At 62.3% G+C, this 25,965-nt stretch carries 31 protein-coding genes; 21 read left to right on the top strand and 10 right to left on the bottom strand.

Translation table 11 applies throughout. The features are described from left to right. The first annotated feature begins 23 nt into the window (after positions 1-23). Positions 24-422, top strand: a complete 399-nt coding sequence (locus EN861_RS18290; protein WP_135864795.1) for a rhodanese-like domain-containing protein — start codon at positions 24-26, stop codon at positions 420-422. A 7-nt stretch (positions 423-429) separates the two neighbouring features. On the opposite strand, the gene EN861_RS18285 is transcribed toward EN861_RS18290, so the two are convergent. After that, positions 430-1,341, bottom strand: coding sequence for an alpha/beta fold hydrolase (locus EN861_RS18285; protein ID WP_127872448.1), 912 nt, complete (start codon positions 1,339-1,341; stop codon positions 430-432). 47 nt (positions 1,342-1,388) lie between these two features. On the opposite strand from EN861_RS18285, the gene EN861_RS18280 reads away from it, so the two are divergent. Continuing rightward, entirely contained in the window at positions 1,389-1,841 is a 453-nt protein-coding gene (locus EN861_RS18280; RefSeq protein ID WP_127279942.1) for a MarR family transcriptional regulator, read from the top strand. Between the two features lie 23 nt (positions 1,842-1,864). Here the strand turns inward: EN861_RS18280 and EN861_RS18275 are convergent, their stop codons facing one another. Then, positions 1,865-2,476: a pyridoxamine 5'-phosphate oxidase family protein gene (locus EN861_RS18275; RefSeq protein WP_135864793.1), complete on the bottom strand. Its 612-nt coding sequence runs from the start codon at positions 2,474-2,476 to the stop codon at positions 1,865-1,867. Positions 2,477-2,539: 63 nt separating this feature from the next. Continuing rightward, positions 2,540-2,893, bottom strand: a complete 354-nt coding sequence (locus EN861_RS18270; protein WP_127872450.1) for a DUF971 domain-containing protein — start codon at positions 2,891-2,893, stop codon at positions 2,540-2,542. 192 nt (positions 2,894-3,085) lie between these two features. Between EN861_RS18270 and moaA the strand changes: the two genes are divergently transcribed. From moaA to EN861_RS18200, 14 genes are all read left to right on the top strand, one after another. Beyond that, on the top strand, positions 3,086-4,081 hold the full coding sequence (moaA, locus tag EN861_RS18265; RefSeq protein ID WP_127279945.1) for a GTP 3',8-cyclase MoaA: 996 nt from the start codon (positions 3,086-3,088) through the stop codon (positions 4,079-4,081). Between the two features lie 76 nt (positions 4,082-4,157). Beyond that, complete coding sequence (locus EN861_RS18260) at positions 4,158-4,610, top strand: hypothetical protein (protein ID WP_245512060.1); 453 nt, start codon at positions 4,158-4,160, stop codon at positions 4,608-4,610. A gap of 137 nt (positions 4,611-4,747) precedes the next feature. Further along, entirely contained in the window at positions 4,748-5,107 is a 360-nt protein-coding gene (locus EN861_RS18255; RefSeq protein ID WP_127279947.1) for a hypothetical protein, read from the top strand. Between the two features lie 179 nt (positions 5,108-5,286). Beyond that, a complete protein-coding gene (locus EN861_RS18250) occupies positions 5,287-6,207 on the top strand; it encodes a DMT family transporter (protein ID WP_135864790.1) in 921 nt (306 codons plus the stop codon). Between the two features lie 167 nt (positions 6,208-6,374). Further along, entirely contained in the window at positions 6,375-6,746 is a 372-nt protein-coding gene (locus EN861_RS18245; protein ID WP_135864787.1) for a hypothetical protein, read from the top strand. A 185-nt stretch (positions 6,747-6,931) separates the two neighbouring features. Continuing rightward, positions 6,932-7,564 (top strand): molybdenum cofactor guanylyltransferase MobA, encoded by a 633-nt coding sequence (gene mobA / locus EN861_RS18240; RefSeq protein WP_127279910.1) that lies wholly within the window; start codon positions 6,932-6,934, stop codon positions 7,562-7,564. Continuing rightward, positions 7,561-8,070: a molybdopterin-guanine dinucleotide biosynthesis protein B gene (gene mobB / locus EN861_RS18235; protein WP_127279909.1), complete on the top strand. Its 510-nt coding sequence runs from the start codon at positions 7,561-7,563 to the stop codon at positions 8,068-8,070. Before mobA ends, mobB begins: the two co-directional genes overlap by 4 nt. A gap of 158 nt (positions 8,071-8,228) precedes the next feature. Next, positions 8,229-9,014, top strand: coding sequence for an ABC transporter substrate-binding protein (locus tag EN861_RS18230; protein ID WP_127279908.1), 786 nt, complete (start codon positions 8,229-8,231; stop codon positions 9,012-9,014). A 75-nt stretch (positions 9,015-9,089) separates the two neighbouring features. Further along, positions 9,090-9,806, top strand: a complete 717-nt coding sequence (locus tag EN861_RS18225; protein WP_127279907.1) for an ABC transporter permease — start codon at positions 9,090-9,092, stop codon at positions 9,804-9,806. Continuing rightward, entirely contained in the window at positions 9,803-10,627 is an 825-nt protein-coding gene (locus EN861_RS18220; protein WP_127279906.1) for an ABC transporter permease, read from the top strand. The genes EN861_RS18225 and EN861_RS18220 overlap by 4 nt, the downstream gene beginning before the upstream one ends. Before the next feature lie 124 nt (positions 10,628-10,751). Then, positions 10,752-11,621, top strand: a complete 870-nt coding sequence (locus EN861_RS18215) for an NAD(P)-dependent oxidoreductase (RefSeq protein ID WP_127279905.1) — start codon at positions 10,752-10,754, stop codon at positions 11,619-11,621. 6 nt (positions 11,622-11,627) lie between these two features. After that, positions 11,628-12,332 carry a DNA alkylation repair protein gene (locus tag EN861_RS18210; protein WP_135864785.1) on the top strand — a complete coding sequence of 235 codons (705 nt, stop codon included), beginning with the start codon at positions 11,628-11,630 and terminating at the stop codon, positions 12,330-12,332. Beyond that, a complete protein-coding gene (locus tag EN861_RS18205) occupies positions 12,292-12,867 on the top strand; it encodes a GNAT family N-acetyltransferase (RefSeq protein ID WP_127277779.1) in 576 nt (191 codons plus the stop codon). The genes EN861_RS18210 and EN861_RS18205 overlap by 41 nt, the downstream gene beginning before the upstream one ends. 46 nt (positions 12,868-12,913) lie before the next feature. Beyond that, positions 12,914-13,477 (top strand): DUF3299 domain-containing protein, encoded by a 564-nt coding sequence (locus EN861_RS18200; protein ID WP_127277778.1) that lies wholly within the window; start codon positions 12,914-12,916, stop codon positions 13,475-13,477. A 9-nt stretch (positions 13,478-13,486) separates the two neighbouring features. On the opposite strand, the gene EN861_RS18195 is transcribed toward EN861_RS18200, so the two are convergent. The 4 genes from EN861_RS18195 to EN861_RS18180 form a co-directional block, all read right to left on the bottom strand. Continuing rightward, the gene (locus EN861_RS18195) at positions 13,487-13,978 is read right to left on the bottom strand and encodes an Lrp/AsnC family transcriptional regulator (protein WP_006205209.1); all 492 of its coding nucleotides are present in this window, start codon (positions 13,976-13,978) and stop codon (positions 13,487-13,489) included. Positions 13,979-14,086: 108 nt separating this feature from the next. Continuing rightward, positions 14,087-14,761, bottom strand: coding sequence for a uracil-DNA glycosylase family protein (locus tag EN861_RS18190; protein ID WP_127277777.1), 675 nt, complete (start codon positions 14,759-14,761; stop codon positions 14,087-14,089). Then, positions 14,701-15,312, bottom strand: coding sequence for a glutathione S-transferase (locus tag EN861_RS18185; RefSeq protein ID WP_127277776.1), 612 nt, complete (start codon positions 15,310-15,312; stop codon positions 14,701-14,703). The genes EN861_RS18190 and EN861_RS18185 overlap by 61 nt, the downstream gene beginning before the upstream one ends. Before the next feature lie 32 nt (positions 15,313-15,344). Then, positions 15,345-15,968, bottom strand: coding sequence for a thermonuclease family protein (locus EN861_RS18180; RefSeq protein ID WP_127277775.1), 624 nt, complete (start codon positions 15,966-15,968; stop codon positions 15,345-15,347). Positions 15,969-16,044: 76 nt separating this feature from the next. Between EN861_RS18180 and EN861_RS18175 the strand changes: the two genes are divergently transcribed. Continuing rightward, positions 16,045-17,565, top strand: coding sequence for an ATP-binding protein (locus EN861_RS18175; RefSeq protein WP_127277774.1), 1,521 nt, complete (start codon positions 16,045-16,047; stop codon positions 17,563-17,565). A gap of 52 nt (positions 17,566-17,617) precedes the next feature. Next, positions 17,618-18,145, top strand: coding sequence for a GNAT family N-acetyltransferase (locus tag EN861_RS18170; RefSeq protein ID WP_135864782.1), 528 nt, complete (start codon positions 17,618-17,620; stop codon positions 18,143-18,145). A gap of 20 nt (positions 18,146-18,165) precedes the next feature. Here the strand turns inward: EN861_RS18170 and EN861_RS18165 are convergent, their stop codons facing one another. Beyond that, positions 18,166-19,164 (bottom strand): nicotinate-nucleotide--dimethylbenzimidazole phosphoribosyltransferase, encoded by a 999-nt coding sequence (locus tag EN861_RS18165; RefSeq protein WP_135864780.1) that lies wholly within the window; start codon positions 19,162-19,164, stop codon positions 18,166-18,168. Positions 19,165-19,361: 197 nt separating this feature from the next. Here EN861_RS18165 and EN861_RS18160 point away from each other — a divergent pair, with 197 nt between their 5' ends. Together EN861_RS18160 and EN861_RS18155 are read left to right on the top strand one after the other, a co-directional pair. After that, entirely contained in the window at positions 19,362-19,592 is a 231-nt protein-coding gene (locus tag EN861_RS18160) for a DUF1289 domain-containing protein (RefSeq protein ID WP_135864890.1), read from the top strand. Positions 19,593-19,602: 10 nt separating this feature from the next. Beyond that, positions 19,603-20,307, top strand: coding sequence for a TIGR02281 family clan AA aspartic protease (locus tag EN861_RS18155; RefSeq protein WP_135864778.1), 705 nt, complete (start codon positions 19,603-19,605; stop codon positions 20,305-20,307). A gap of 2 nt (positions 20,308-20,309) precedes the next feature. Here the strand turns inward: EN861_RS18155 and dusA are convergent, their stop codons facing one another. Then, positions 20,310-21,308 carry a tRNA dihydrouridine(20/20a) synthase DusA gene (gene dusA, locus EN861_RS18150; protein WP_135864775.1) on the bottom strand — a complete coding sequence of 333 codons (999 nt, stop codon included), beginning with the start codon at positions 21,306-21,308 and terminating at the stop codon, positions 20,310-20,312. Between the two features lie 115 nt (positions 21,309-21,423). Between dusA and EN861_RS18145 the strand changes: the two genes are divergently transcribed. Continuing rightward, positions 21,424-22,485, top strand: coding sequence for a site-specific integrase (locus EN861_RS18145; RefSeq protein WP_135864773.1), 1,062 nt, complete (start codon positions 21,424-21,426; stop codon positions 22,483-22,485). A 506-nt stretch (positions 22,486-22,991) separates the two neighbouring features. Here the strand turns inward: EN861_RS18145 and tssH are convergent. Beyond that, positions 22,992-25,829, bottom strand: coding sequence for a type VI secretion system ATPase TssH (gene tssH, locus EN861_RS18140; protein ID WP_135864772.1), 2,838 nt, complete (start codon positions 25,827-25,829; stop codon positions 22,992-22,994). Positions 25,830-25,965 lie beyond the last annotated feature (136 nt).

Here is a 25,965-nt window from a genome sequence, read left to right as displayed (position 1 = left end):
AACCTGCGGCCGGGAGGGACGACGTGAAAAAAGGGTATCGCGAACTGCTGGATGAGGCCAACGCCGAGATCGAAGTGGTTTCGCCCGAGGAAGCGGCAGGACTGCTTGAAGACGAAAGCACCATTTTCGTCGATCTCCGCGACCCTCGAGAGATCGAACGTGACGGCAGAATAACCGGAGCCAAGCATGTCACCCGTGGCATGCTGGAGTTCTGGATCGATCCCGAAAGTCCCTACCACAAGCCCTTCTTCGCTTCCGGAAAAAGCTTCGTCTTCTTCTGTGCCGGCGGCTGGCGTTCGGCGCTGGCCACCAAAACGGCGCAAGACATGGGGCTTTCGCCGGTCAAGCATATTCTCGGCGGCTACACGGCCTGGAAGGCAGCCGGATTGCCCGTAGAGCCCGGGGAAAAGAAGAAAGCCTGAATGCCGCTCAGTGGGCCAGCGACGCCCCGCGCTGCGTGGTCACGAAGCCGACGGCGCGTTCGACCACGCCCTTGTCGGCCAGAATGCGGCGATGGCCAAGCCCATCGGCCCAGTGAAGCCGCACATGGTCGCCTGCGCCAGCATAGCGTCGTGCGTGTTCAGCCGGCACTTCACGGTCATCGGGAGCATGAATGACCAGCGTCGGCACGGGCGCCTGGGCGAGCTGGCGGTCACCGGTGAATTCATGCAATGGCCGGCCAGAGAGATATTCAACACGGTCGGCCATGGCGATCTGCGAGCGGGGACCGACATTAAGCATGCGGCTGAAGTCGGCGAAGATTGCCGGCAGCGAGCTCGGTGCCGCGATCAGCACGAGGCGTGCGGCCGCCAGCGGCGGGATATCCTTGACGGAACCGGCAACGGCGTTGGTGGCGACGGCGCCGCCGAAGGAATGGCCGACGGCGGCCACGAACGGCCCGAACCATTCGCCGGCCACTCTGGCGGCTTCGACGGCGTTGACCATGTTCAGGTGCCTGCCCTGCGAATGGCCGTGACCGGGAAGGTCGAGCGAGACGACCCTATAGCCGGCAGCGCGAAAACCTTCGATCAGGGCGCGCATATATTCGGTGCGCGAGCGCCAGCCATGGATGACAAGGACGCTGCCGGCAGGCTCGCGGCCGGGCTCGGGACGAAATTCATGAACCATGACGCAGCCGGTCGCGGTTTTCAGCCGGTGATGCCGCGCCTCGGCCATGAACTCCGCGGCGCGGTCGATGGCGCGGCGCTCGCCGTCAGTCAATGTCCTGATGCTTGGCGTACGGCAGAACAATTCGAAAGCCGCGCGTCCGGTGATGCGCGGCGCGACATGTTCGGCCGCACCAAACACACCGCGGATGACCTTCAGCCCGAATGATGCCATAGTCAGAATCCATCCATACGTTCAAGCATGAACATAATAGTTCAAAGATGAACAATAAACAAGAGCTACCCTGGGACAACCCGCGTTTTCGCAACTGGGTCGCGGTGGCGCGCGCGTGCCATGTGCTGGAGCGCACGCTGGCGGTGAAACTCGCGCCGCTCGACCTGAAGCCAGCGCAACTCGACGTGCTGATGAACCTCTATCGCCATCCCGGCATGTCGCAGCACGACCTTGCCCGCAAGCTGCTCGTCGGCCGCTCCAACATCACCATGCTGTTGCCGCAGCTCGAGGCGCGTGGCCTACTGCGGCGGGAAGGCGATGAGAAGGACAAGCGCATCTTGCGGCTTACGCTGACCGAAGGCGGCGAGGCGCTGCTGATGCAGGCGCTGAAAGTGCATATGGCGCTGATCGAGAAGGCGATGAGCCAGTCGACGCCGGAACAATGCGACATGATCGGCGAGCAGATGCGCAAGATCTATGACGTGCTGAACGAGGCGTGATCGGCCTTTCCGCCCTCAACTCACTACCACATCGATTTTTTAGCCCGCTCCGGCCATTCCCTGTCGTAGGTTTCGCCGTCGATATTCTTGCGGCTGGTGATTTCCAGGATCTTTCCGGGTGTCGGCAGCGATTTCGGATCGACATGCCTCTCCGGATTCCACAGTTCCGACCGCACGATCGCCCGGGCGCACTGGAAATAGACCGAATCGACATCGATCACCGTGACCGAACGCGCCGGCTTGCCGTCGACCATGAACGACGCGCACGACGCCGCATCCGTGGTGATATGCGCCCGGCCATTGATGCGCAGCGTCGTACCGGAGCCCGGCACCAGGAACAGCAGGCCGACGCGCGGGTCGCGGATGATGTTCTTCAACGAATCGGCACGGTTGTTGCCGCGCCGGTCCGGCATCATCAGCGTTTTCGCATCGACGATACGCACGAAGCCCGCGAGATCGCCGCGCGGCGAACAGTCCAGCCCCTCTGGGCCGCTGGTCGCGAGAGCGACGAAGGGGGACGCTTCGATAAAGGCGGCGTATTCGGGAATGACATGGTCGAGTTCCTTGACCACGGAGGCTTCGCCGGGCAGTCCGTAAAGGGCTTCGAGTTGTTCGATTGTGGTGATGACCGACATTTTCCGTCTCCCGATCCGCCGCCCCTACTCCCGACACGTGACGTTTTGACGACGCAATGGCGGCTAACGATCGCGGCTCAGGCCCTTCTCGGCGAGTTCCGCGAGATAGACGCTCCAGCGTGCGTCCTTCTCGTGGCCGAGCGTGTGCAGGTAATTCCAGGTGAAGATGCCGGTGTCATGGAAATCATCGAAGGTGATGCGCACGGCGTAATTGCCGACCGGTTCGATGTTCAGGATGGCCACATTGCGTTTGCCGGGAACCGTCACCCTTTGTTCCGGCGAATGACCCTGCACTTCCGCGGAAGGCGACGCCACGCGCAGCAACTCCGCCGGCAGCTCGAACGGCTGGTGGCCCGGAAACGTCACGGTGAGCAGCTTGCGGTCCTTCGAGACCCTCAGTTCTTTCGGCGCCGTCATGGTCGATCCTGCTTGAATTCCCCTTCCCTACGCTGCTTCGCTCCGTACGCAAAGGCGTCAACGGCGTCCGACACGCAATGTCGGTCGGGGAATGTTACCAAAGATCAAGGCAAGCTATCTTGAATGGCGGGCTGGATCGTATCACATAGCTGTATATAACGACGCCGTTAACGGCCACGGAAACGCTCGAACATGAACATGATCGACCCCTTCGGTCGCACGATCAGCTATCTCAGAGTGTCGGTCACCGACCGCTGCGATTTCCGCTGCACCTATTGCATGGCCGAGGATATGGCCTTCCTGCCCAAGAAGGACCTGTTGTCGCTGGAAGAACTCGACCGGCTCTGCACCGTGTTCATCGAAAAGGGTGTCAAGCGGTTGCGCCTCACCGGGGGTGAGCCGCTGGTGCGCAAGAACATCATGCACTTGGTGCGCCAGCTTTCGCGGCACCTCGAAAGCGGCGCGCTGGAAGAGCTGACGCTGACCACCAACGGCTCGCAGCTTTCGCGCTTCGCCGCCGAACTCGCCGATCGTGGTGTCAAGCGCATCAACGTTTCGCTCGACACGCTCGATGCCGACAAATTCCACGCCATCACGCGCTGGGGCAATCTCGGCAAGGTCATGGCCGGCATCGACGCGGCTCAGGCGGCCGGATTGAAAGTCAAGCTCAATGCGGTGGCGTTGAAGGATTTCAACGACGTCGAACTGCCCGAGATGATGCGCTGGGCGCATGGCCGCGGCATGGACCTGACCGTCATCGAGACCATGCCGATGGGCGAGATCGACGCCGACCGCACCGACCAGTATCTGCCGCTGTCGCTGCTGCGCGCTTCGCTTGAGCGCCAGTTCACGCTGACCGATATCCCCTTCAAGACCGGTGGCCCGGCCCGTTATGTCCATGTCGCCGAGACCGGCGGAAAACTCGGCTTCATCACGCCGATGACGCATAATTTCTGCGAAAGCTGCAACCGGGTCAGGCTGACCTGCACGGGCACGCTCTATATGTGCCTTGGCCAGGAGGATGCGGCCGATCTGCGCGCGCCGTTGCGCGCGTCCGAAGGCAACGAACTTGTCGCTGACGCCATAGACGAAGCCATCGGCCGCAAGCCGAAAGGTCATGACTTCATCATCGACCGCCGCACCAGCCGCCCTTCGGTGTCACGCCATATGAGTGTCACGGGCGGCTGACCTTCTCGTCTGTCTGTGCAAGAATTGCCCCGCAATCATCGGCTTCGGGTCAGACATGCGGTGGCTCTATTCAATCGTGGCATCGCTAGCCGTGGTCTCGGCGACCACCGCTATTGCCGCGCAATCCACCTATGTGAACGAGCGCTTCGGCACCGTCTGCACCTTTCCCGGCGATATCTTCACCGATCGCCAGCCCGAGCCTGAAAATGGCGACGGCCAGATGTGGCTGAGCGCGGACGGCGCCAGCCTGACCTGCTCCGGCATATTCAATGTCGATGACGACACGCCGAAGGGGTTCATTGCCGGCGAAAAGGCGAGCAATGAACCAGGGTACGAAGTCACCTACAGCAAAGCGGGCAAGGACTGGGCGGTGCTGTCGGGCGTGAAGGATGGAAAGATCTTTTATGAGCGGCGGCTGTTTGGCAGGGATGGCGTCATCCGCACGGTCTGGATCGATTATCCGCCGGCGCTGAAATCGAAATATGACCTGTTGGTCGGCGTCATCGCCGGCAGCCTCAAGGGGCCATGAGCCGTAGGCGGCCATCAGCATTTTAGCCACACCGCAAACAAATCTTTGTCCGCAAATATCGGTCTGATTTACTGGTGACGGTTTCCCGCCTAGCCTCCGTTCCGTAGCGGTTCTTCGCTTTCTCGGGGGATTACATCATGCGCGAACTTCTTCTTTCCTTCGCCCTGCTCGGCCTGGCCGCCCTGCCCGCGGCTGCCCAGTCGATCGGCGGCACTTACACCGTCGCCGGCACCAATTTCGACGGTTCGGCCTATGATGGCGAAGCCACCATCACACTGACCAGCGGGACCACCTGCGCGATCCATTGGGAGACGGGCGGCTCGTCTTCGGATGGCATCTGCATGCGCAACGACAATGCATTCTCCGCCGGCTACGTCATGGGCAAGGATATCGGCCTCGTCGTCTACAAGGTCGAGGATGACGGGTCGCTGCATGGCCTGTGGACCATCGCCGGCAAGGACGGCAACGGCACCGAGGTGCTGACGCCGAAGAAATAGACGTCGCCTCGGCTGTACAAGTGTCGGGAGACGACGCCGCCTTCCGACCGAATTCGTGCCTGATCCGGGATGATTTCACGCCGGCGACGATGTGTATCCGGTGCTGGCCCAGCCCTTTGCCATTGCTGTTTCGTGGCGGGCTGTTACAGGCTTGCTTGCTCAGGCAATCGGTAGGTGTCTTGCCCCTTTCCCCAAATCTTCGCGGCGCGTTGTTCATGGTGGTGGCGATGGTTGGCTTCACGCTCAACGACGCCATTACCAAATACTCTTCACAGTCGATGAACATGGCGCAAGTCATGCTGATCAGAGGGGCGTTCGCCTCGCTCTTCGTCGGCCTGCTGGCCTGGCAACGTGGCGCGCTTTTCCAGCCTCGCCTGATGCTGCAGCCACTGGTGGCGATCCGTGTGCTGAGTGAAGCGGGCGCTACCGTGTCCTTCCTGGTTGCGCTCGCGCATTTGCCGATTGGCAGTGTTTCGGCCGTCTTGCAAGCGCTGCCCCTGGCGGTGACGATGGGCGCGGCGCTGTTTTTCGGCGAAACGGTCGGCTGGCGGCGCTGGCTGGCGATCGCTATCGGTTTTGCCGGGGTCATGATCATCGTGCGGCCGGGTTTCGAGGGCTTCAGCGTTTACTCGCTGGTGGCGCTGGCATCCGTCGCGTGCTGCACGGTGCGGGACCTCGCCACCAAACGCATCCCCCAGGCCATCCCGACGATGCTGGTCTCGACCGCCACAGCGCTTGCCATGACCGTCGTCGGCGCCTTCCTGTTGACGCCGATGGGTGGCTGGACCCCGATGACCGGCAAAGGCACGGCGCTGCTGGCATTGGCCGCGGTGCTGGTGCTGATCGGCTATCAATTCATCATCATGGCGATGCGTTCGGGCGAGATCTCCTTCATTGCGCCGTTCCGCTACACCGCGCTCCTCTGGTCGATCCTGCTTGGCTTGATCATCTTCGGTGACGTGCCGGACATGCCGATGATCGCCGGTGCGGCAATAGTCGTCGGCTCGGGTCTCTATGCGCTTTATCGCGAGCGCATCGTCGGTCGGCGAAGGATCGTCGCCGAAAGCACTGGGCCGGCCATGGCGCCGGACGGAATCTAGCCGCGCCCGTGGGTAGTGCATCAGTTTGAAAATGGCGGGCCTTGAATATGTTGTGTGAAAAAGGCAGTTATCCCTAGCTCTGGCGGGGCGATGCGGCTCGATACGCCATCTGGACATCAAGCCCTAGGATGTCGCACCCTCTTCTTGGAACAAGGGGGAGATCTGCAATGGCCAGCAAAGTCAGGGCTATCTCAGCTTACACTGCCAAGGATTATCCTCGCATCCGCCAGCTTCCTGGTGCCGATGACATGCGGGCGACTTGGGAAGAGTGGCACGCCGATTTCGAAGCTTCCAAGGCGGAACGGCTACACCGCCGCGGCTTCACCCACGCCAAAGTCCTCATAAGACCCGGCAAGTTCAAAGCGTGGCTAGACGAAAACTCACTCTCGGCCTCGGAACATGCGAGACAACTCTACGCTCAGGAGCGCCTGGATTCAAAGCGGGCAAGGGAGGAAGGGCGCCGCGAGTTGGAGCAAAAGCTAATCGTCTCACAACGGCAAATGTTATCGGCCGCCACGGCTACGCGTGGCGCACCATAAGCCCATGCCCAAAGGTCCGGTCGGCTTTATCTATGCGGCCATAGCCGGATTGTACCTCGCGTGGCTAGCTCATCATTGGCTTGGTTGAAGGCCTCGCGCGCGTAAAGCGCCGGATTTCAAACTGATGCACTACCCGCCCGTGAAGTCGCTTGCGATTTCACGGGTTGGCGTACAGGCTGGGCAGAATGAATCGGGATGTCGCAGGGATCATTCTGACGGGTGGCCAATCGAGACGGATGGGCGGTGGCGATAAAAGCCTTTTGCCGCTTGGCGACGGCTGTGTGCTTGACCAGATCCTGTCGCGGTTTGGCCCGCAGTTCGAGACCCTGGCGCTTAGCGCCAATGGCGACCCGGCGCGGTTCGCCCGTTTCGGGCTACCGGTGCTCGCCGATACCGTCGAGGGCTTCGCCGGGCCGCTTGCCGGAATTCTTACCGGCCTCGAATGGGCCGCTGCCGGCACGCCTTGCAAGGCGATCGTCACCGCTGCCGGCGACACGCCTTTCCTGCCGCTGGATCTCGTCGATCGTCTGGAGGCGGCGGCCGGCGAACGTCCCGGTTCGATCGCGGTCGCTTTCTCGGCAGGCAGGCTGCACCCGACCTTCGCGCTATGGCCGGTCGGATGCCGCGACGCCTTGCGGCATTTCCTGGTCGATGAGCACAACAAGCGGGTTTCGGCCTTCATCGAACGGCACGGCCATGTCGAGGTCGAATTCCCGATCCTGCAATCCGCCGGACAATCCATCGATCCTTTCTTCAACATCAATGTGCCGGACGATCTTGCCCAGGCCGCGCGCCTGTTGCAGAGCATGACGTCATGAACAGACGCGTCTTCGGCATCACCGGCTGGAAAAACTCCGGCAAGACCACACTGACCGAGAAGTTGGTCGCCGAGCTCGTGCGGCGCGGCTGGAAGGTATCGACGGTCAAACACGCCCACCATGATTTCGACATCGACAAGCCAGGCGCGGACAGCTTCCGCCATCGCCAGGCCGGCGCCACCGAGGTTGCGATCGTGTCAGGCAATCGTTGGGCGTTGATGCACGAGTTGCGCGGCGAGGATGAGCCGCCGCTGGACGCCATCCTCTCGCGGCTCGCCCCATGCGACATCGTGCTGGTGGAAGGCTACAAGCGCGAACCCCACCGCAAGATCGAAACGAGGCGACTGGAAGCAAAGGAGCGGACGCCGCTTGCGGCGGGTGATCCCAATATCGTCGCCATCGCCGCGGATTTCGCCATCACCGGCCAGAGCTTGCCGGTGTTCGACCTCGACGACACGAAATCCATAGCCGACTTCATCGAGCGAACGACCGACCTCGTTGCTTGAGAAGTAACGTAACGGCAGAAGCCCATTGCCGATTTTGGCGGTTTTGCAGTTGCTTTTTTCTTGGAAAGAGTGGGAGTATCGGCCCAGCGGGCGGTCAAAAGCACCGCCCCTCAGAGCCGTTTCGGAACGACGGCCGGGACCATAAAGAGAGGACTATCATGCGTATTACACTGCGTATCGCGCTCGCCGCATCGGCTGCGCTGCTGACGCTCGGCGTAGCCCAGGCCCAGGAAAAGACCCTGAGGATCGGCACCGAGGGCGCCTACCCCCCATTCAACAACCTCACCGCCGATGGCCAGCTTGTCGGCTTCGACATCGACATCGCCAAGGCGCTTTGCGATGAGATGAAGGTCAAGTGCACCTTCGTGGCCCAGGATTGGGACGGCATCATTCCCGCACTTCAGGCCGGCAAGTTCGACGCCATCGTCGCCTCGATGTCGATCACGCCGGAGAGGAAGGAGAAGGTCGACTTCTCGCACAAATACTACAATACGCCGTCCGCAATCGCCGTGCCGAAGGATTCGCCTCTGAAGGGCGTGACCAAGGAAGACCTCGCCGGCAAGAACATCGGTGTGGCCACCACGACGACGCATTTCAACTATGCCTCGAAGACCTACACCGACAGCACCGTCAAGGGCTATCCGAGCAGCCCCGAGGAGCAGGCAGATCTTGCCAATGGCCGTCTCGACGCCATCGAGGACGATATCGTCGTGCTGCAGCAGTGGCTTGATTCGCCAGACGGCGCCTGCTGCAAGATCCTCGGCCAGCCCTCGCCGCAACCGGTCGAAATCTTCGGACCCGGCGCCGGCATCGCCGTTCGCAAGGGCGATACCGACTTGGTCAACAAGCTGAATTCCGCCATAGACGCCATCCGTGCCAACGGAAAATATAAGGAAATCAACGACAAGTACTTCAAGTTCGACGTCTACGGCGCCGAGTCCTGATAGTCTGTTGCCAAGGCGGCAGGGGTCCCCTGCCGCCTTGTTCATCTCGGGTGCGCCGTGGGGTAAGACCAGTCAATGCCAGCCCAAAGCATATGGACACTGCTGAGTTGGGGACCCGAGGGCTGGAGTGACGATATTGCCTATGGCGCGTTGGTCACCATCGTGCTTGCCCTTGCCACGCTGCCGATCGGCCTGACGATCGGCTTTTTCGTAGCCTGGGCCAAGCAATCCGAAGAACCGTCGCTGCGGGTGGCCGCCAACATCTACACCACCGTGTTTCGCGGCCTGCCGGAACTGGTGACGCTGTTCCTGTTCTTCTTCGGCATGCCCATCCTGCTGCAATACGTCATCCGCCTCTTCAAGCCCGAGGCGACGATCGACGTCGACAGCTTCATCGCCGGCATGATCGTGCTGTCGCTGATCTTTTCCTCCTATGCCAGCGAGGTGTTTCTTTCCGCCTTTCGCGCCATTCCCAAGGGCCAGTATGAGGGCGGCTACGCGATCGGCCTGTCGACATGGCTGACCATGCGCAAGGTGATCCTGCCTCAGCTGCTGCGCATCGCCTTTCCCGGCCTCGAGAACTGCTGGCTCAGCCTGCTCAAGGACACCGCACTGGTCTCTGTCGTCAACCTCGCCGAAACCTTGCGCAACGCCGGCGTGGCGGCGCGTGTCACGAAACACGCCTTCCTGTTCTACAGCGTGGCCGCGCTGGTTTTCCTCGCTCTGGCGATCCTGTCATCGATCGCGACCGGGTTCATCTTGCGCTCGCTGGGACGGAGGGAGGCACGATGAGCGTCAGCCAAGCCATCTCCGTCGACCGGCCGCCGCCGCGGGCACGCGGCTGGCCGCGCACCCGTATCGTCGGGTACGCGCTCGTCGGCCTCTGGATACTCTTCGGCCTCGGTATCCTCGCCTATCTCATCTACGCCTGGAATGGCGAGTTCTTTGCCAGATATGCGCCAGCCTATCTGCAGGGCCTGTGGACGACGCTGTCGCTCGTGGCGATTTCGATGGTGGTCGGCGCGATCTTTTCGTTGCCCGTCACCTATGGCCGCATGTCGAAGAGCCGCTTCCTGTCCGGCATTGCCTACTGCTACGTCTACTTCTTCCGCGGCACGCCACTACTGGTCCAGGTCTACCTCGTCTACTATGGCTTGGGCTCTTTCCGGTTGCAGCTTGAATCCGTCGGGCTGTGGTGGTTCTTCCGCGAGGCCTTCAACTGCGGCGTCTTCGCCTTCGCGCTCAACACCGCGGCCTACCAGGCCGAGATCCTGCGCGGCGCCATCGAAAGCGTGCCCAGGGGCCAATGGGAAGGAGCTGCTTCGCTCGGCCTGCACAAGCTGCAGACGCTGCGCAAGGTTGTCCTGCCGCAGGCCTTCATCGTGGCGTTGCGGCCCTATGGCAATGAACTGGTTCTGATGATCAAGGCCTCGGCCATCGTCGCCATCATCACGGTCTATGATCTCATGGGCAATGCAAAGCTCGCCTACGCCAAATCCTTCGACTTCCAGGCCTATGTCTGGGTCGCCATCGTCTATCTGGTGATGGTCGAGATCCTGCGCCATGGCGTCGAATGGATCGAGCGCCGGATCACCATCCATCTGCATCGCTGACGCATCGCCGAACCGTTCCTGATCGACCTGTGCCAGTCGATGCGACGGTGCGCGCCTTGACGAATTCGTCGCATGGCCTAGAGCTTCCGCAACTGAAATCTCTGTTTCTCCGGAAGGACAAGGCATGGCATCGGTGGCATTTCTCGGTCTGGGCGTCATGGGTTATCCCATGGCCGGACACCTGAAGAACAAGGGCGGCCACGACGTTACCGTCTACAACCGCACCCAAGCCAAAGCCGAACAATGGGTCGCTCAACATGGCGGCAACCTTGCCGCGACGCCGGCGCAGGCCGCCGAGGGCAAGGATTTCGTCTTTTCCTGCGTCGGCAATGACGACGATTTGCGTTCGGTGACCACAGGGTCCGAAGGCGCCTTCAAGGCGATGAAGAAAGGCTCGGTCTTTATCGACAACACCACGGCTTCGGCGGAAGTCGCGCGCGAACTGGCGGAAGCCGCGCAGGCGAGCGGGTTCTCATTCCTCGACGCGCCGGTCTCCGGTGGCCAGGCCGGCGCCGAGAATGGCGTGCTGACCGTGATGGTCGGCGGCGATGAGGCTGCGTTCGACAGGGCCAGGCCGGTCATCGACGCCTTTGCCCGCATGGTCGGGCTGATGGGGTCGGCGGGTGCCGGCCAGCTCACCAAGATGATCAATCAGATCTGCATCGCCGGACTGGTGCAGGGCCTGTCGGAAGGCATCCATTTCGGCAAGAAGGCCGGGCTCGACATCGAAAAGGTGATCGAGGTGATTTCCAAGGGTGCGGCCGGCTCCTGGCAGATGGAAAACCGGCACAAGACCATGAATGCCGGCAAATATGATTTCGGTTTCGCCGTCGACTGGATGCGCAAGGACCTCGGCATCTGCCTGGCGGAGGCCGACCGCAACGGCGCCAGGCTGCCGGTGACAGCGCTTGTCGACCAGTTCTACAAGGATGTGCAGGCGATGGGCGGCAAGCGCTGGGACACGTCCTCGCTGCTGGCGCGGCTGGAGAAGTAGGCGACGATGTCCCTGCCCGCTCCAGGCTGGACCGCGCAGGATATCGTCGCTCATCTGCGTTCGATCGGAACCGAGGAAAACCGCGCCGGCATGGCGCGGTTCGGCATCAACAACGCGACCGCGCTCGGCATCGGCAATGCGGACTTGCGGCCCTTGGCGCGCAAGGTGAAGCGCAACCATGAACGGTCCCTCGCGCTATGGGACACAGGCATTCGCGAGGCGCGGCTGATGGCGGCCTTCACCGGCGAGCCGAAAAAGATCGCCATCGAAGAGTGCCGCCGCTGGGCCGGCGATTTCGACTCATGGGAGATCGTCGACACCGTCTCCGACCTGTTCGTGGACACCCCGTTCTGGCGCCAGCTGGTCGAAGAGTTCGCCGCCGACGAGCGCGAATTCGTCCGCCGTACAGCCTTCGCCATGCTGGCATGGGCAGCCGTGCATCTGAAGAAGGAATCGGACGCGACGTTCCTGCCTTACCTGCCATTGATCGAATCCTATGCCGGCGATGAGCGAAACTTCGTCCGCAAAGCGGTCAATTGGGCGCTGCGGCAGATCGGCAAGCGATCGATGGGCCTGCATGCCCCCGCCCTTGCCCTGGCTCGGAAACTTGCGACCTCCCTGGACAAGACCGCCCGCTGGATCGGCAAGGACGCCGCCAAGGAACTGTCGGATGCCAAAACGCTTGAACGCCTCGCCGCCAGGAAAGTTTGACGGCGCCGATATCCTTTTCACCGAGGTGACACGGGCAACACGCGCCAGCTTCGAAACGTTGTTCGAGCAGCCGGGTGCGCCAAAATATTGCTGGTGCATGGCTTGGCGCCACAGCCCCGAGCCCGCCCAGACCGACGAGAAGAAACGCCAGATGATGGCGCTCATCGATGCTGGCACGCCGGTCGGCATCCTCGCCCATGTCGGCGGCAAGGCCGTAGCCTGGTGCTCGGTCGCGCCGCGAGAGACCTATCGTAAGCTATCGAAGCAGCAGGACGACGGCGACACAGGTGTGTGGTCGATCGTCTGCTTCTATGTGCCAAGGGCCTTGCGCGGCGGTGGCCTTGCTACGGCATTGCTCGATGCTGCCATTGACCATGCCTTCGCCAATGGTGCGCGCATCATAGAAGCCTATCCGGTGGACGAGGCCTCGCCGAGCTACCGTTTCATGGGCTTTCACGACATGTTTGCCAGCCGCGGTTTCCACGAGACCGGCATGGCCGGTTCTCGCCGCCATGTGATGCGGCTCGAGCATTGACGCCGCCGACAGCAGTGTCTTTACTTGCCCGCAAAGGGATGCGGCCATGAACCATTTCAAGTCGATCATAGCGCTTGCGGCCGCGCTTGCCCGCTCCACCGCCGGCGCCTCGGCCGAGGCCACGCACATCCTCTGGAAGGATTTGCGCCCGGTCACCCAGGCGGTCGCCGAAGACGCCGGCCTGCCGATGATCGCGGCGAAACTGCCGGATCACGGCGAGACGCTGTCGGTCGTCCTGCAGGACAAAACGATACAATTAGCCGGCTATGCATTGCCGGTCGATCGCGACGGCGATCTCGTTTATCAGTTCCTGCTGGTGCCTTGGACCGGCGCGTGCAGCCATATGCCGACGCCTCCTCCCAACCAGATCGTGCTGGTCACGCCTGCCCATCCCTACAAGATGTCGCAAGCCTACCAGCCTGTCGCCGTGACCGGTGACTTGAAGCCGGACATGGAGAAAAGCCAGTTGTTCATTCTCGACGGCGTCAGCGTCATCCAGTCCGGCTATACCGTACGCAAAGCCGATGTCGTGGGCGTCGACACGGTTCCGGACTCCGTCATATTGCCGGTGAACTCGCCCTGGAGTTTCCTCAACAAGAAGAAGAATTGAACGGCGCGATCAGGCCGCGTTCGCGCCCGACTCCTTGTCCAGCACCATATAGTCGAGCGGGATTTCGGTCGTGTACTTGATCTGCTCCATGGCGAAGGACGACGACACGTCCCGGATCTCGATCTTGGCGATCAGCCGTTTGTAGAAGGCGTCGTAGGCGGCGATGTCGGGCACCACGACGCGCAAGAGATAATCGACGTCGCCGCTCATGCGATAGAATTCGACCACCTCGGGAAATTCCTGGATGACCTCGGAAAACCGGCGCAGCCATTCATGGCTGTGCGAATTGGTGCGGATCGACACGAAGACCGTGACCCGCACATTGACCTTTTCGTGGTCGAGAATGGCGACGCGCCGCTTGATGACGCCCTCTTCCTCGAGCTTCTGGATGCGCCGCCAGCACGGTGTGGTCGACAGGCCGACCTTCTTGGCGACGTCGGCGACCGCAAGCGTCGCGTCCTCCTGCAGGAGGCGGAGAATTTTTCGGTCAAGGCGATCCATCGGAAGCTCCTGGTGGAATGGTTTCGCTATATTCCCTTTTGTTTAGGCCATTCACAAGAAAGAAATTCTGCCACTCGCGTCAAAAGCGAGTGATTTCTTGCTTAATGCCTAGCCGAGGCGATAGCGGATTTCCGACCGCAGGAAAGGCAGCAAATCCATTTCAAACCACGGATTCTGCTTCAACCAGCCAGTGTTGCGCCAGGACGGATGCGGCAGCGGCAGCACTTTGGGGCCGACAGAATTCTCCCAGATGGCGCGCCAGTTCATCACCGTTTCCGTCAGCGAGGGGCGGCGCGCCGCGCCCATGTGCCAGGTCTGCGCATAGATGCCGATCGTCAGCACCAGATCGATCCGCGGCATCAGCGCCATCAAGGGCGAGCGCCAGGCCGGAGCGCACTCACGCCTCGGCGGCAGATCGCCGCCCTTGGAGTCTTGTCCGGGAAAGCAGAAGCCCATCGGCACGATGGCGAATTTCTCGATGTCGTAGAATTCGTCGCTGCTCACATCGAGCCAGTTGCGCAGCCGGTCGCCGGAAGCGTCGGTGAATGGCATGCCCGACAGATGCACCTTGGTCCCCGGAGCCTGGCTGGCGATCAGGATGCGGGCGCTGGACGAGGGTCGCAGCACCGGACGCGGCTCATGCGGCAGCGGTTTGCCGACGGGATTGTCGACGCAGATGCGGCAAGCGCGGACCGTCGCGGCGAGCCTGTCGAGTTCGACGCTCAAGCGGCGGCACTCGGCCGGCTCGAGACAGCCTGATGCCAACGCAGCACATTGGTGCATTCCTCCGGCACCTTGATGCGTGCCGGCTTCATGAAATCGATCGCGATCAGGCCGGTGATGTCAGCGATCGAATAGCTGTCGCCGGCGGCGAATTCACGGTTGCCGAGTTCAGCGTCCAGCAGCCTGAGAAACTCCACCGCCTTCGGCTTGTTGGCCTCGCCCCATTCGGGAATCTGCGGGATTTCCCATTCCTTCATGGCCGGATGGATGTGGCGGAAAGCCTGCGCGACGCTGCTGAGCAGGTTGAACTCCATCCGCCTCTGCCACATCTCGACCTGTGCCTTGCCAAGCGAGCCGCGCCCGAACAATGCCGGCTCGGGGTAAAGCTCCTCGAAATAGCGGCAGATTGCGACGGATTCGGTGAGGATGGTGCCGTCATCGAGCTCCAGAACCGGCAGGCGCCGCAGCGGATTGCGCGAGCTGACTGACTGCTGCTTGTGTTCCAAAGCGCCCATGTCGACGGGCACCAACGGAACCGTGATCCCTTTTTCGGCGAGGAAAACGCGAACCCGGCGTGGGTTGGGCGCACGACCGCCGTCGAACAGCTTCATTTCGATCCTCCTTTTCTTTCCGCTGACGCGCTTCACCAGAAGCGAAATATCTCGCGCGCCGCGTCGCCGATCGACGCCAGCGTGCCATGTTTTCGCTCCACGACATCGCCGTGGTGGCTGTCGCGCCAGTCCTGCGGCTGGTCGAACGTGCCCGCCCAGATACCGACTTTTGCCGCGCGGGCGGTCGCTTCCACGCCTTCGAAGTCGCCATAGGCGACGGCCCAGCCCGCTTCGACCTGGGCACGGTTGAGGTCGGTGGCGCCTGCCTTGCAGTCGCCGAGCAACCGGCCATAGCGATCGCGCTGCCAGCCGCTGCAGGTGACCGGCCTGCCGCCGATCAGGCGCACCAGTGATTGGCGCGCCAGCGTGCCACAGGCATAATCGGCGCCGTTCTTGCGGCAGGTCTGGGTGTATTCCGGGGCGTCGATGCCGCGCATGCGGATGCGCTCGGTGCCGAGCGTGATCGAGTCGCCGTCATTGATGATGGCGCCACCCTGCGTCTTGCGCGTCTCCACTCGATCGAGACGCGCCGCAAGCAGGATCAGCAGCCCCAGAATGATGACGGCCAGCCCGTAGTCCAGCAGCTTGCGCCACGGGCTTGTCGGGCGCGGCGCCGCGTACCGCGGGCGCGACCTTGGCGACCAGGAACGGCTCATATGGCAAACGGTTGGTTAATCATTCGAACGTAGCTTAACACCTTGAAATCGCTGCGCGCATAAATTGAAGCTCTTGATGCCCTTGCAACGCTCGAACACAGCGGACAAGTTCATAGTGGACCGCAGGAAACGGCATCGCAACAGCGATGTCGCGCGCGCGGTGCGCAAGACGCGCGACCGTCTTTCGCAGCAGGCCGGCAATCCCGATTTCGACCGTGAACTGCTGAAGCTGCACGCCCGAGCCATGACAAGCGGCGCCGTGGTCATCCCGTTGCTCGTCCTGGCGATCGCCGCGGCCGGCCGTCTGGCCGGCATCGGCAATGAGATCGGGCTCTGGGCGTTGTTTACGCTCACCTGCTATACGACAGTCGTCTTCATGGCGCGGCGCATCGAGCGTACGGAAGCTTCCGAGCTCAACTCATTGCAAACGCGAAGGGAATTCCTGGTCGGCCATTTCCTTTGCGGTCTGGGCTGGGCCTGGTTCGTCTGGCTGGGCTGCGGCGCCTGCGAGGTCGACCAGTTCCAGGTGCTCAAGGCGGTGGTGCTGCTGTTTGCCATGGCAGGGACCGCTCTGATGGCCTCGTCCCTGAGCGGAGCGCTGCTGGCGACCTTCGCGGTTCCGGTGGCGCTCTACGCCTATGCCGCGGCCAAATCGTGGATGCCGGTCGAGGCGATCATGGCCGGGCTGCTTGTCCTGTCGCTGCCTTTCTTCACCTATATCGCCAGTCACCTCAATCGCTTCTCCCTGCTACTCTTGTCGTTCCGCTCCGAAAAGGACGCGCTGATCGCCGAAGTGGAGACGGCGAAATCGATGTCGGACGAGGCGCGGCGGCGGGCCGAGGACGCCAACCTTGCAAAATCGCGTTTCCTCGCTTCGATGAGCCATGAATTGCGCACGCCGCTCAACGCCATTCTCGGTTTTTCCGAGGTGATGGCGAACGAGGTGCTGGGGCCGATGAGCAATCCCACCTATCGCGACTACGCCCATGACGTGCATGATTCAGGCCAGCACCTGCTTGACCTGATCAACGAGATCCTCGACCTGTCGCGCATCGAGGCCGGCCGCTACCAGCTCAACGAGGAGCCGGTGATGTTGCTCAACATCGTCGAGGATTGCTGCCACATGATGGAGCTGAAGGCGCGCAACAAGGACATCCGCGTCGTCCAGGATTTCGAACAGACATTGCCGCGCCTGTTCGCCGACGAGCGCGCCGTGCGCCAGATCGCGCTCAACCTTCTGTCCAACGCCATCAAATTCACCGCCACCGGCGGCGAGATCCGCGTGCGGGTCGGCTGGACGGCGGGCGGCGGCCAATACATTTCGATCAAGGACAACGGCCCCGGCATTCCCGAGGACGAGATTCCGGTCGTGCTTTCAGCCTTCGGCCAGGGTTCGATCGCCATCAAGAGCGCCGAGCAAGGCACCGGGCTTGGCCTGCCGATCGTGCAAGGGCTGCTCGCCATGCATGGCGGCGAGTTCGAGCTTCACTCCAAGCTGCGCGAGGGCACAGAAGCGATCGCCATCTTCCCGCTAAGCCGGGTGATGGAGGAACTGCCGGCGCTGCCGACCGCGGCGGTGGCCGCGCGGCGGCGGTAGTACCCCTGCAAAGCTGCGTCGACAAGGACTGGAAGAAGGCACGCAGACCGCAATGACGGCAGATTGGGATGCCAGTGGCGTCGAAATCAAATCGGAGCGACTTCGTCTGAAGCTGTTCACGTCCGACGATGCCGCGGAAGTCTTTGCCGCCATCACTCCCGCGATCACTCGTTTCATGCAGTGGGAACCACCTCGATCACCAGCGGCCTTTGCCGAGGTATGGCGATCCTGGCTTGCCCCGATCCTTGACGGATCGGGTTTGCATTTCGTCGCGCGTTCGTTGGCGGACGGTCGCTGCCTGGGACTTGTCGGCCTTCACGCGGCCAAGACTGCCTGTCCCGAGATCGGAATTTGGATAAGGGAGGATGTACATGGAAACGGCATCGGCCGTGAGGCCGTTGCCGCCGTTGCGGCATGGGCGTCTGAGGAATTCAATCCGGATTGCTTCGAGTATCCTGTCGCAGAAGAGAACGTCGCGAGCAGAAGGATCGCGGAAGGCCTTGGCGGTTCGATAGTCGAGACACGCTCGAATTCGAAATACATCTCGGTCGTCTACCGTATCCCCAATCTCAGACGTTGAGACGTCGAGGCGCGAACGCTCTAGCCCCGAACAGCCGCCGCCATGCCTGAACTGGTCAGTGCCGCTGCCTTGACGAGCCCGGCCGCCAGGGCCGCTCCCGCACCTTCGCCATGACCGATGCCGAGATCGAGCAGCGGACGCAGCCCGAGGTGCTCTGCGGCCCTTGCATGCGCGGGCTCCGGCGACAGGCTGGCGAGAAGACAATGATCAAGCGCTGCGGGGTTTGCTGCATGCAGCACAGCCGCGGCTGCCGTTGCCGCGAAGCCATCGAGCAGTACCGGTATCTGCTGCATCCGCGCGGCGAGGATTGCGCCAGCTATCGCCGCGAACTCGCGGCCGCCAACCCGGCGCAGGGCCTCCAGCGGATCTTCGAGATGGTGGCCGTGAAAGGCCAACGCCGCATCGACCACCTCTGCCTTGCGCACCTGCATCGCCGCGTCGGCGCCGGATCCCGGGCCGACCCAGTCGGCGCCCCTGCCGCCGAACAGCGCGGCGAACAGGGCGGCGGCGACGGTGGAATTGCCGACGCCGAGATCGCCGAGGCAAAGCAGGTCGGTGCCGCCGGCAATCGCTTCCATGCCGAAGGCCATGGTGGCCGCGCATCCGCGCTCGTCAAGCGCCGCATCCTCTGTGATGTCGCCGGTCGGGATGTGCAGGGCAAGATCGAACACCTTCAACCCCAGATCATAGGCAATGCAGATCTGGTTGATCGCGGCACCGCCGGCCGCGCAAAGCTCGACCGCGTTGGCGGTGGCCGCAACCGGACGCGGCGAAATACCATGTCGGGTCACGCCATGGTTACCGGCAAAGACAGCCATCAAGGGCCTTGTCACCGCAGGCGGAGCCCGGCCACTCCATGCGGCGAGCCATGCGGCGATGTCCTCGACGCGGCCAAGCGAATTCCGAGGCTTGTCCGCCTTGGCAAACAGCGTGCGCACGCGCGCTTCAGCTTTGAGGTCGGCCGCCGGCAAATTGTCGAGCAGATTGCGGAAATCGTCGAAAGGCAGTGCACTGGTCATGTCGTGACAATCGTTCCTGGAGTGGAGGAGCGGCATAGCCGCGTTGCGTGATCGGCACAACCTCCCCGATCGTCCTTCCTGACTTGCCGCAAAGGCGGCCACGGAAGGCGCTATCGCGAGGGCTTGCATTGGCTTTGCCGTTGCACCATGTGGAGATGGAAGAGCGGATTCCGAATGGGATTCCTCCAGAGAAAGTCATGACGGCCATCGAATCTCCCTGCATCCTGGTCTGCTCGATCGATATGAAAACCGGCTTCTGCTTCGGTTGCGGCCGCACGCGCGAGGAGATCGGCGCCTGGATAGGGATGACGCCCGAAACGCGCCGCAATGTGATGGCCGAACTGCCGGCCCGGTTGGAAACGGTCGAGCGCCGGCCGCGCCGCGAAACGCGCCGTACCCGCATGGCGCGCGAACGCGACGCACTCTAGCGAGGGACGGATGAGCGGCCGGCTGTTCTGGACTGTGATGGCGGTGATCGGCGTGGGGGCAGCCCTGCTCATGCTCAACGATTCCGCCGGCAGCACGCTTGGCGTGGAGAACTACGATTTTGGCCGGCTGATCTGGCTTGGGGCCTTCGGCGCCCTTATCGGCGCCGGCCTGCTGCGGTCGGCTCCGCTAGGAGTGATGGCCCGCAGCCTCGGTGCATGGGCGGCTATCGTGCTCGCGCTGATCGCCGGCTACCAATATCGTTACGAGCTGCAGGACGTCGCCAGCCGCGTGACCGCGGGCCTCGTTCCTGGCAGTCCGCTTGCGCTCGGCGTCGAAGATGGTCATGCGACGGTGACCCTGGACAAGGCCGACAACGGTCACTTCGAGGCGCGCATCCTGGTCAACGGCAATCCGGTGCGGGCCGTTGTCGACACCGGCGCGACCAGCACCGTATTGACTTCGGAGGACGCTCAGGCCTCCGGCTTCAATCCGGCGGTGCTCAATTACACCATACCGGTTTCGACCGCCAACGGCATGGCGCGCGCCGCGGCGGTCAAGACCGACGAGCTGGCAATCGGCGGCATCGTGCGCAAGAATATGCCGGTGATGGTCGCCGCCCCGGGCATGCTGAGCCAAAGTCTGCTCGGCATGAACTTCATCGGCTCGCTGTCGGGTTTCGACGTGCGGGGCGACCGTATGATCCTCAGGGACTGAGATCAGGCCGCTTCGGCGGCGGCCCCACCGAATTCGACCGCCGCGAAAGCCGTCTTCAGCACATCCGGCCCAGCTCCGGGCCGCGTCGCGTCGGTTGACAGGATCTGGCGGTAGCGGCGCGCGCCGGGCAGCCCGTGAAACAGCCCGACCATGTGACGCGTGACATGGCCAAGCCGCCCGCCCTGTTCGATGTGGCGCCCCGCGTAGTCCGCCATAGCATCGATCAGCGCGGCGAAATCGAACACTTCCGGCCGCGCTCCGTAAAAGGCGGCGTCAACACCAGCCAGAATGCCCGGTGTGTGGTAGGCGGCGCGGCCAAGCATGGCGCCATCGATATGATCGAGCTGCGTCAGCGCCTCGTCAAGGGACTGAATACCGCCATTGATACCGATGAATTTGCTCGGTTTTCCGGCCTTCAGCCGATACACTCTGTCATAGTCGAGCGGCGGGATGTCGCGGTTTTCCTTGGGGCTGAGCCCTTCCAGCCACGCCTTGCGTGCGTGCACCCACAAGGCATCGGCGCCGGCATCGAAAACCCCATTCGCCAGCGCATCGAGCGCCGGCTCCGGATCCTGTTCGTCGACGCCGATGCGGCATTTGACCGTGACCGGCACCGTCACCGCCGCTTTCATCGCGGCGACGCAATCGGCGACAAGATCGGGCACTTTCATCAAGCACGCGCCGAACGTGCCGGACTGGACGCGGTCGGACGGGCAGCCGACATTGAGATTGATCTCGTCATAACCGAAGGCCTCGCCAATGCGCGCCGCCTCTGCAAGTTTTGCGGGATCCGAGCCGCCAAGTTGCAGGGCGACGGGATGTTCCACCTCATCGAAGCCGAGCAGCCGCTCGCGTGCGCCGTGGATGACGGCGTCGGCCACCACCATTTCGGTATAAAGCAGCGCACGGCTCGTCAACTGGCGATGGAAGAATCGGCAATGCCGGTCCGTCCAGTCCATCATGGGTGCCACGGCCACTCTATGATCTTGATTTTTCAGCATTTTTTCTTTAACATCAAATCGTTAGAACCTGCCGAGTGCACACGAATTCACGCCAGAATACGACCCTTTTCGCCACGTTTCGATCTCTCAGTGCACACGGAGCGCACACGAAGAAATGGCCACCTACACAAAGCTCTCGTCCGGTTCCTGGCGCGTCCAAGTCCGTCGCAAAGGCCGCTACGTCAGCGAGACCTTCCTGCGCCGAGACGACGCACGGCGCTGGGCGACAGAAACCGAGCGCCAAGTCGATCGCGGCGAGACGCCGACTAAGTCGCGTATAGCGCACCTGAAAACTTTCGGCGAACTCATCGACCTTCATATCGACGACATGTGCGATGTAGGCAAGTCCCCTCGCCGCTCCAAGGCCGCAGCCCTCGATATGCTGCAAAGACATCTAGGGAAGTGCAACATTGCGGCTCTCGATCGCGAACGACTCATTCGTTTTGGTCGCGACCGGGCCGCCCAAGGTGCCGGTCCGATGACTCTCAGTATCGACATCGGCTTCGTAAAACTTGTCCTGTGTCATGCTGCCGCCGTTCACGGTCTACCGGTCAAGGTCGAGCCGGTTGATCTGGCGCGTATCGCCCTGAAGAGGCTTGGTCTCGTTGGGAAAGGCCATCAGCGCGACAGGCGACCGACGCAGGATGAACTCGATAGACTGATCGCTCACTTCGATGCAAACCCTCGTCAAATGGCGCCAGTTAGCCAAATCATACGTTTCGCCGTCGCAACCGCCATGCGCCAGGAGGAAATCTGCACGGCACGTTGGTCTGATTTGGAAACTCGCACGCGGATGCTTCTCATCCGTGACCGCAAAGACCCTCGGAACAAGAGCGGCAATAATCAGCGCATACCGCTGTTCGCGGCGACCGGTTACGACGCGTGGACCATTGTCGAGGAGCAGCGCGCTAAGCGAAGCAACGACGATGATCGAATTTTCCCGTTCAACCATCGGTCAGTCGGCACCGCCTTTCGCCGAGGGTGCGCTGACCTGGACATCCACGACCTTCATTTTCATGACTTACGGCACGAAGGGACAAGCCGCCTTTTCGAGGCTGGATTCACAATTGAACAGGTAGCTCTGGTAACGGGGCACAAGGACTGGAAAATGCTGAAACGGTACACCCACCTTAAGCCCGAGGCTCTTCACGCAGTGCTGGCGAGCCGTGCTGCATAAAACGCGATGATGGCCACCGTATTCGATCGATTGCAGTGGTGAGCCAAAACTTTAAACCAGACTACAAAACCGTGGGCAGGACTTCGAATCTCTTTGGGCGCGCCCTCCCTTCCAACTGATTTCCCGCGTCCGGGTTTTTTTGCGCGACGCCTATGCAAGCAGACGTTCTGGCGACCACAGTCCCGTCCAGCTGATGCGCTCCTTAGCCATGGCCACTGTTGATCCTTCCGCGTCCAGCAGGTTCTCTCGCCCTTCAAAGTCATGTTCGCTTCAGGCCCTGGCGCTTGCATGGCGCCGGCGAGCCATCGCGGCTCGGGGTTCACACCCCAGGAACGCGGCAAGTCCAGTCTCCGCTCCAAGGCAGCGACACAAGCAATCCTGGTTCCTCGATTGTGAACTTCGGTCACGTCGCGGGGTACGGTGCAGGAAAGCAGCCATTCTGCGTGCAGCCATCGTAATGCGCTTTGTGGGCGTGCGAACGCGTGATGGCCGATCCCGATCGGGCTCTATTCGAAAGAGTAGGTAAATCCTGTCGACGAGGCACCGACGATGACTTTCGTCATCTTCTTGCCCTCCAGCGAGCGATTGAGCACGCCGCGGCTGAGTTCCGGCAGGAGCGTGTTGGTGAGGATTGCGTCGATCATGCGCCCGCCGGATTCGATCTCGGTGCAGCGCGCCTTGACCATGTCCATGACACCGTCGCCGATCACCAGCTCGGCATCGTTTGTTGCTTTGAGGCGCCGCGCTATCTTGTCGAACTGGTGTCTGGTGATCGCCTCTATCATCGCGTCCGAGAGCGGATAGTAAGGGATTGTCACCACGCGGCCGAGGAAAGCGGCCGGAAACACTTTCAGCAGTGGACCGCGCAAGGCGGTGTCTAGATCGTCCATGCCGGTGCGCAAGGTGCCGTTCTTCGTGCGGTCCATGATAACCTGGGAGCCGACATTCGAGGTGAGCAGGATCAGCGTATTCTTGAAGTCGATCCGACGGCCTTCGCCGTCGTCCATCATGCCCTTGTCGAAGACCTGGAAGAAGATCTCGTGCACGTCCGGATGCGCCTTCTCGACCTCGTCGAGCAGGATTACCGCATAAGGCTTGCGCCGCACGGCCTCGGTCAGGATGCCGCCCTTGCCATAGCCGACATAACCGGGCGGCGCGCCCTTCAGCGTCGAGACCGTGTGAGCCTCCTGGAATTCGGACATGTTGATCGAAATCAGGTTCTGCTCCCCGCCATACAGCGTTTCGGCAAGCGCCAGGGCTGTCTCGGTCTTGCCGACGCCGGAGGGTCCGCAAAGCAGGAACACGCCGACCGGTTTCTCCGGCGCGCCGAGACCGGCGCGGCTGGTCTGCACACGTCTCGCGATCATCTCCATCGCATGGTCCTGACCGACAACGCGCTCAGACAAAGTGGCGGCGAGCTTGAGCGCCTTCTCGGTCTGGCTGGACAGCATCCGTCCCGTCGGGATGCCGGTCCAGTCCTGGACGACGGCAGCCACGGCATTGCGATCGACCGACGGCAGGATCAGCGGGGTCTCGCCCTGAGCCTCGGCAAGTTCCGCCATCAATTCGCGCAGTCGTGCCAGATCAGCAGTGGAATCAGTGGCGGCAACAGGCTCATGTGTAGCAGCGGCCTCCATCTTTGCCGCCTTTGTTTTCGTGGACTCGGTCTTCGAGCCCTTGGGTTCGGCCGTCTCGGGTTTCGGCGTTTTGGCCTCAGGTGCCTTGCTTTCATGCGCCGTGGCAGCTGGCGCATCGACGGCCTCACCCGGAGCGTCTTCCCCGCCCTCCATCGTGTCGAGTGGCACGCCCTCGCCTCGGAGTTTGGCGCGCAGGTCGAGTATCTCGGCGACAAGCGCCTTTTCCCGATCCCAGCGCGCTTGCGCTGCCGCAAGCGTGGTCTCGGTTTCCGCCAACCCGGCCTCCACGCGAGCCTGTCTGTCGGCCACTTCGATGCCGATCGCTGCCTCGCGGCCGATGATGCCTTCCTCGACCTCGAGCGCCTGGCGGCGGCGCAGAATGTCCTCGATCTCCGCCGGCGTAGCATGTTGCGAGACCGCAACGCGGGCGCAGGCGGTGTCGAGGAGGCTGACCGCCTTGTCCGGCAGCTGCCTGGCCGGAATGTAGCGGTGCGAAAGCGAAACCGAGGCCTCGATGGCCTCGTCAAGGATCTGCACCTTGTGGTGCTGCTCAAGAACACCGGCGACACCGCGTAACATCAGCACGGCCACCGTTTCGGAAGGCTCTTCGATCTTGACTACCTGGAACCGACGGGTCAGCGCCGGATCCTTCTCGATATGCTGCTTGTATTCGGCCCAGGTTGTGGCGGCGATGGTGCGAAGCTCGCCGCGCGCGAGCGCGGGCTTGAGGAGATTGGCCGCATCGCCGGTTCCCGCCGCGCCGCCGGCGCCGATCAGCGTGTGCGCCTCGTCGATGAAGAGGATGATCGGCGTCTCTGAGGACTGGACCTCGTCGATGACGGCCTTCAGCCGCTTTTCGAACTCGCCCTTGACGCTGGCGCCCGCCTGCATCAGCCCGACATCGAGCATGCGTACGCTGACATTCTGAAGCGTCGGCGGCACGTCGCCCTGGGCGATGCGCAAGGCAAAGCCCTCGACGACCGCCGTTTTGCCGACACCCGCCTCGCCGGTCAGGATCGGGTTGTTCTGCCGGCGCCGCATCAGGATGTCGACAATCTGGCGGATTTCAGGGTCGCGGCCGACGACCGGATCGATCTTGCCGTCGCGGGCACGCTGGGTCAGGTCGGTGGCGTATTTGGCGAGCGCTGAATCCCCGCCCGGGCCGCGTTTCATGGGTGTTTCGGCCGCAGTTACAGCAGGAGGTGAGCCGGCTTCGAGCGAGCCCTCAGTGACCTCGGCGAAGCGGGCAATGACCCCGTCCGCATCGATCTTGTCGAATTCGGCGCTGATTTTCGAAACCAGCCCTTCCAGCACCGGTATCTTCAGGCAGGCGAGAAGAATGTGCGCGCTGCGCACCTCGTCGACACCGAATTCCAGTGTGGCCAAGCTCCAGCCTTCCTGTATGGCATGGAAGATGTGATCGGAAAATTCCTCCACCGAGGTCGCGCCGTAGGGCAGCTTGTCGATTGCGCGGGTCATATCCGCCGCCAGCCGGCTGACATCCAGCCCGACATCGGCAACGATCAACTGCACATCCGAGCGCTCGGACAGCACCAGTTGCTGGACGAAATGGACGAGCTCGACATAAGGGTTGCCGCGCAGCTTGGCCGTGTCCGCGGCGGCCTTGAAGGCGCGCACCCCCGTGGGATTGAGCTTTGCAACGAGTTCCTTGCGCTTGAAACTCTGCGACGATCGGCGCTGTTCCATTTGAACCTGCCCCCGAGATCTGCTGAACGTACCCTGCCATAGAAGCGGCTGCTTGACAAAGCCGTGTGACGAACGAGGCCTTCCGGCTCGGTTCAGGCGGCACCTCGTGGTTACACAAGCCTTGCAAACTCCTGCA

Origin of the sequence: Mesorhizobium sp. M8A.F.Ca.ET.218.01.1.1, assembly GCF_004791165.1 — a bacterium.
In the GTDB taxonomy this organism is placed as follows: domain Bacteria; phylum Pseudomonadota; class Alphaproteobacteria; order Rhizobiales; family Rhizobiaceae; genus Mesorhizobium.
The sequence above is the reverse complement of the archived record's forward strand: the minus strand, read 5'-3'. Positions and strand labels throughout refer to the sequence as shown.

Coding starts and splice junctions, on each gene's coding strand:
- tssH (WP_135864772.1), bottom strand. CDS start 25,829: ATGGAACAGCGCCGATCGTCGCAGAGTTTCAAGCGCAAGGAACTCGTT.
- EN861_RS18170 (WP_135864782.1), top strand. CDS start 17,618: ATGACGGCAGATTGGGATGCCAGTGGCGTCGAAATCAAATCGGAGCGA.
- EN861_RS18205 (WP_127277779.1), top strand. CDS start 12,292: ATGCCAAAACGCTTGAACGCCTCGCCGCCAGGAAAGTTTGACGGCGCC.
- EN861_RS18245 (WP_135864787.1), top strand. CDS start 6,375: ATGGCCAGCAAAGTCAGGGCTATCTCAGCTTACACTGCCAAGGATTAT.
- dusA (WP_135864775.1), bottom strand. CDS start 21,308: ATGCTGAAAAATCAAGATCATAGAGTGGCCGTGGCACCCATGATGGAC.
- EN861_RS18195 (WP_006205209.1), bottom strand. CDS start 13,978: ATGGATCGCCTTGACCGAAAAATTCTCCGCCTCCTGCAGGAGGACGCG.
- EN861_RS18210 (WP_135864785.1), top strand. CDS start 11,628: ATGTCCCTGCCCGCTCCAGGCTGGACCGCGCAGGATATCGTCGCTCAT.
- moaA (WP_127279945.1), top strand. CDS start 3,086: ATGAACATGATCGACCCCTTCGGTCGCACGATCAGCTATCTCAGAGTG.
- EN861_RS18165 (WP_135864780.1), bottom strand. CDS start 19,164: ATGACCAGTGCACTGCCTTTCGACGATTTCCGCAATCTGCTCGACAAT.
- EN861_RS18215 (WP_127279905.1), top strand. CDS start 10,752: ATGGCATCGGTGGCATTTCTCGGTCTGGGCGTCATGGGTTATCCCATG.
- EN861_RS18255 (WP_127279947.1), top strand. CDS start 4,748: ATGCGCGAACTTCTTCTTTCCTTCGCCCTGCTCGGCCTGGCCGCCCTG.
- EN861_RS18200 (WP_127277778.1), top strand. CDS start 12,914: ATGAACCATTTCAAGTCGATCATAGCGCTTGCGGCCGCGCTTGCCCGC.
- EN861_RS18160 (WP_135864890.1), top strand. CDS start 19,362: ATGACGGCCATCGAATCTCCCTGCATCCTGGTCTGCTCGATCGATATG.
- EN861_RS18275 (WP_135864793.1), bottom strand. CDS start 2,476: ATGTCGGTCATCACCACAATCGAACAACTCGAAGCCCTTTACGGACTG.
- EN861_RS18175 (WP_127277774.1), top strand. CDS start 16,045: ATGCCCTTGCAACGCTCGAACACAGCGGACAAGTTCATAGTGGACCGC.
- EN861_RS18145 (WP_135864773.1), top strand. CDS start 21,424: ATGGCCACCTACACAAAGCTCTCGTCCGGTTCCTGGCGCGTCCAAGTC.
- EN861_RS18230 (WP_127279908.1), top strand. CDS start 8,229: ATGCGTATTACACTGCGTATCGCGCTCGCCGCATCGGCTGCGCTGCTG.
- EN861_RS18270 (WP_127872450.1), bottom strand. CDS start 2,893: ATGACGGCGCCGAAAGAACTGAGGGTCTCGAAGGACCGCAAGCTGCTC.
- EN861_RS18220 (WP_127279906.1), top strand. CDS start 9,803: ATGAGCGTCAGCCAAGCCATCTCCGTCGACCGGCCGCCGCCGCGGGCA.
- EN861_RS18155 (WP_135864778.1), top strand. CDS start 19,603: ATGAGCGGCCGGCTGTTCTGGACTGTGATGGCGGTGATCGGCGTGGGG.
- EN861_RS18180 (WP_127277775.1), bottom strand. CDS start 15,968: ATGAGCCGTTCCTGGTCGCCAAGGTCGCGCCCGCGGTACGCGGCGCCG.
- EN861_RS18185 (WP_127277776.1), bottom strand. CDS start 15,312: ATGAAGCTGTTCGACGGCGGTCGTGCGCCCAACCCACGCCGGGTTCGC.
- mobA (WP_127279910.1), top strand. CDS start 6,932: ATGAATCGGGATGTCGCAGGGATCATTCTGACGGGTGGCCAATCGAGA.
- EN861_RS18190 (WP_127277777.1), bottom strand. CDS start 14,761: ATGCACCAATGTGCTGCGTTGGCATCAGGCTGTCTCGAGCCGGCCGAG.
- mobB (WP_127279909.1), top strand. CDS start 7,561: ATGAACAGACGCGTCTTCGGCATCACCGGCTGGAAAAACTCCGGCAAG.
- EN861_RS18285 (WP_127872448.1), bottom strand. CDS start 1,341: ATGGCATCATTCGGGCTGAAGGTCATCCGCGGTGTGTTTGGTGCGGCC.
- EN861_RS18225 (WP_127279907.1), top strand. CDS start 9,090: ATGCCAGCCCAAAGCATATGGACACTGCTGAGTTGGGGACCCGAGGGC.
- EN861_RS18280 (WP_127279942.1), top strand. CDS start 1,389: ATGAACAATAAACAAGAGCTACCCTGGGACAACCCGCGTTTTCGCAAC.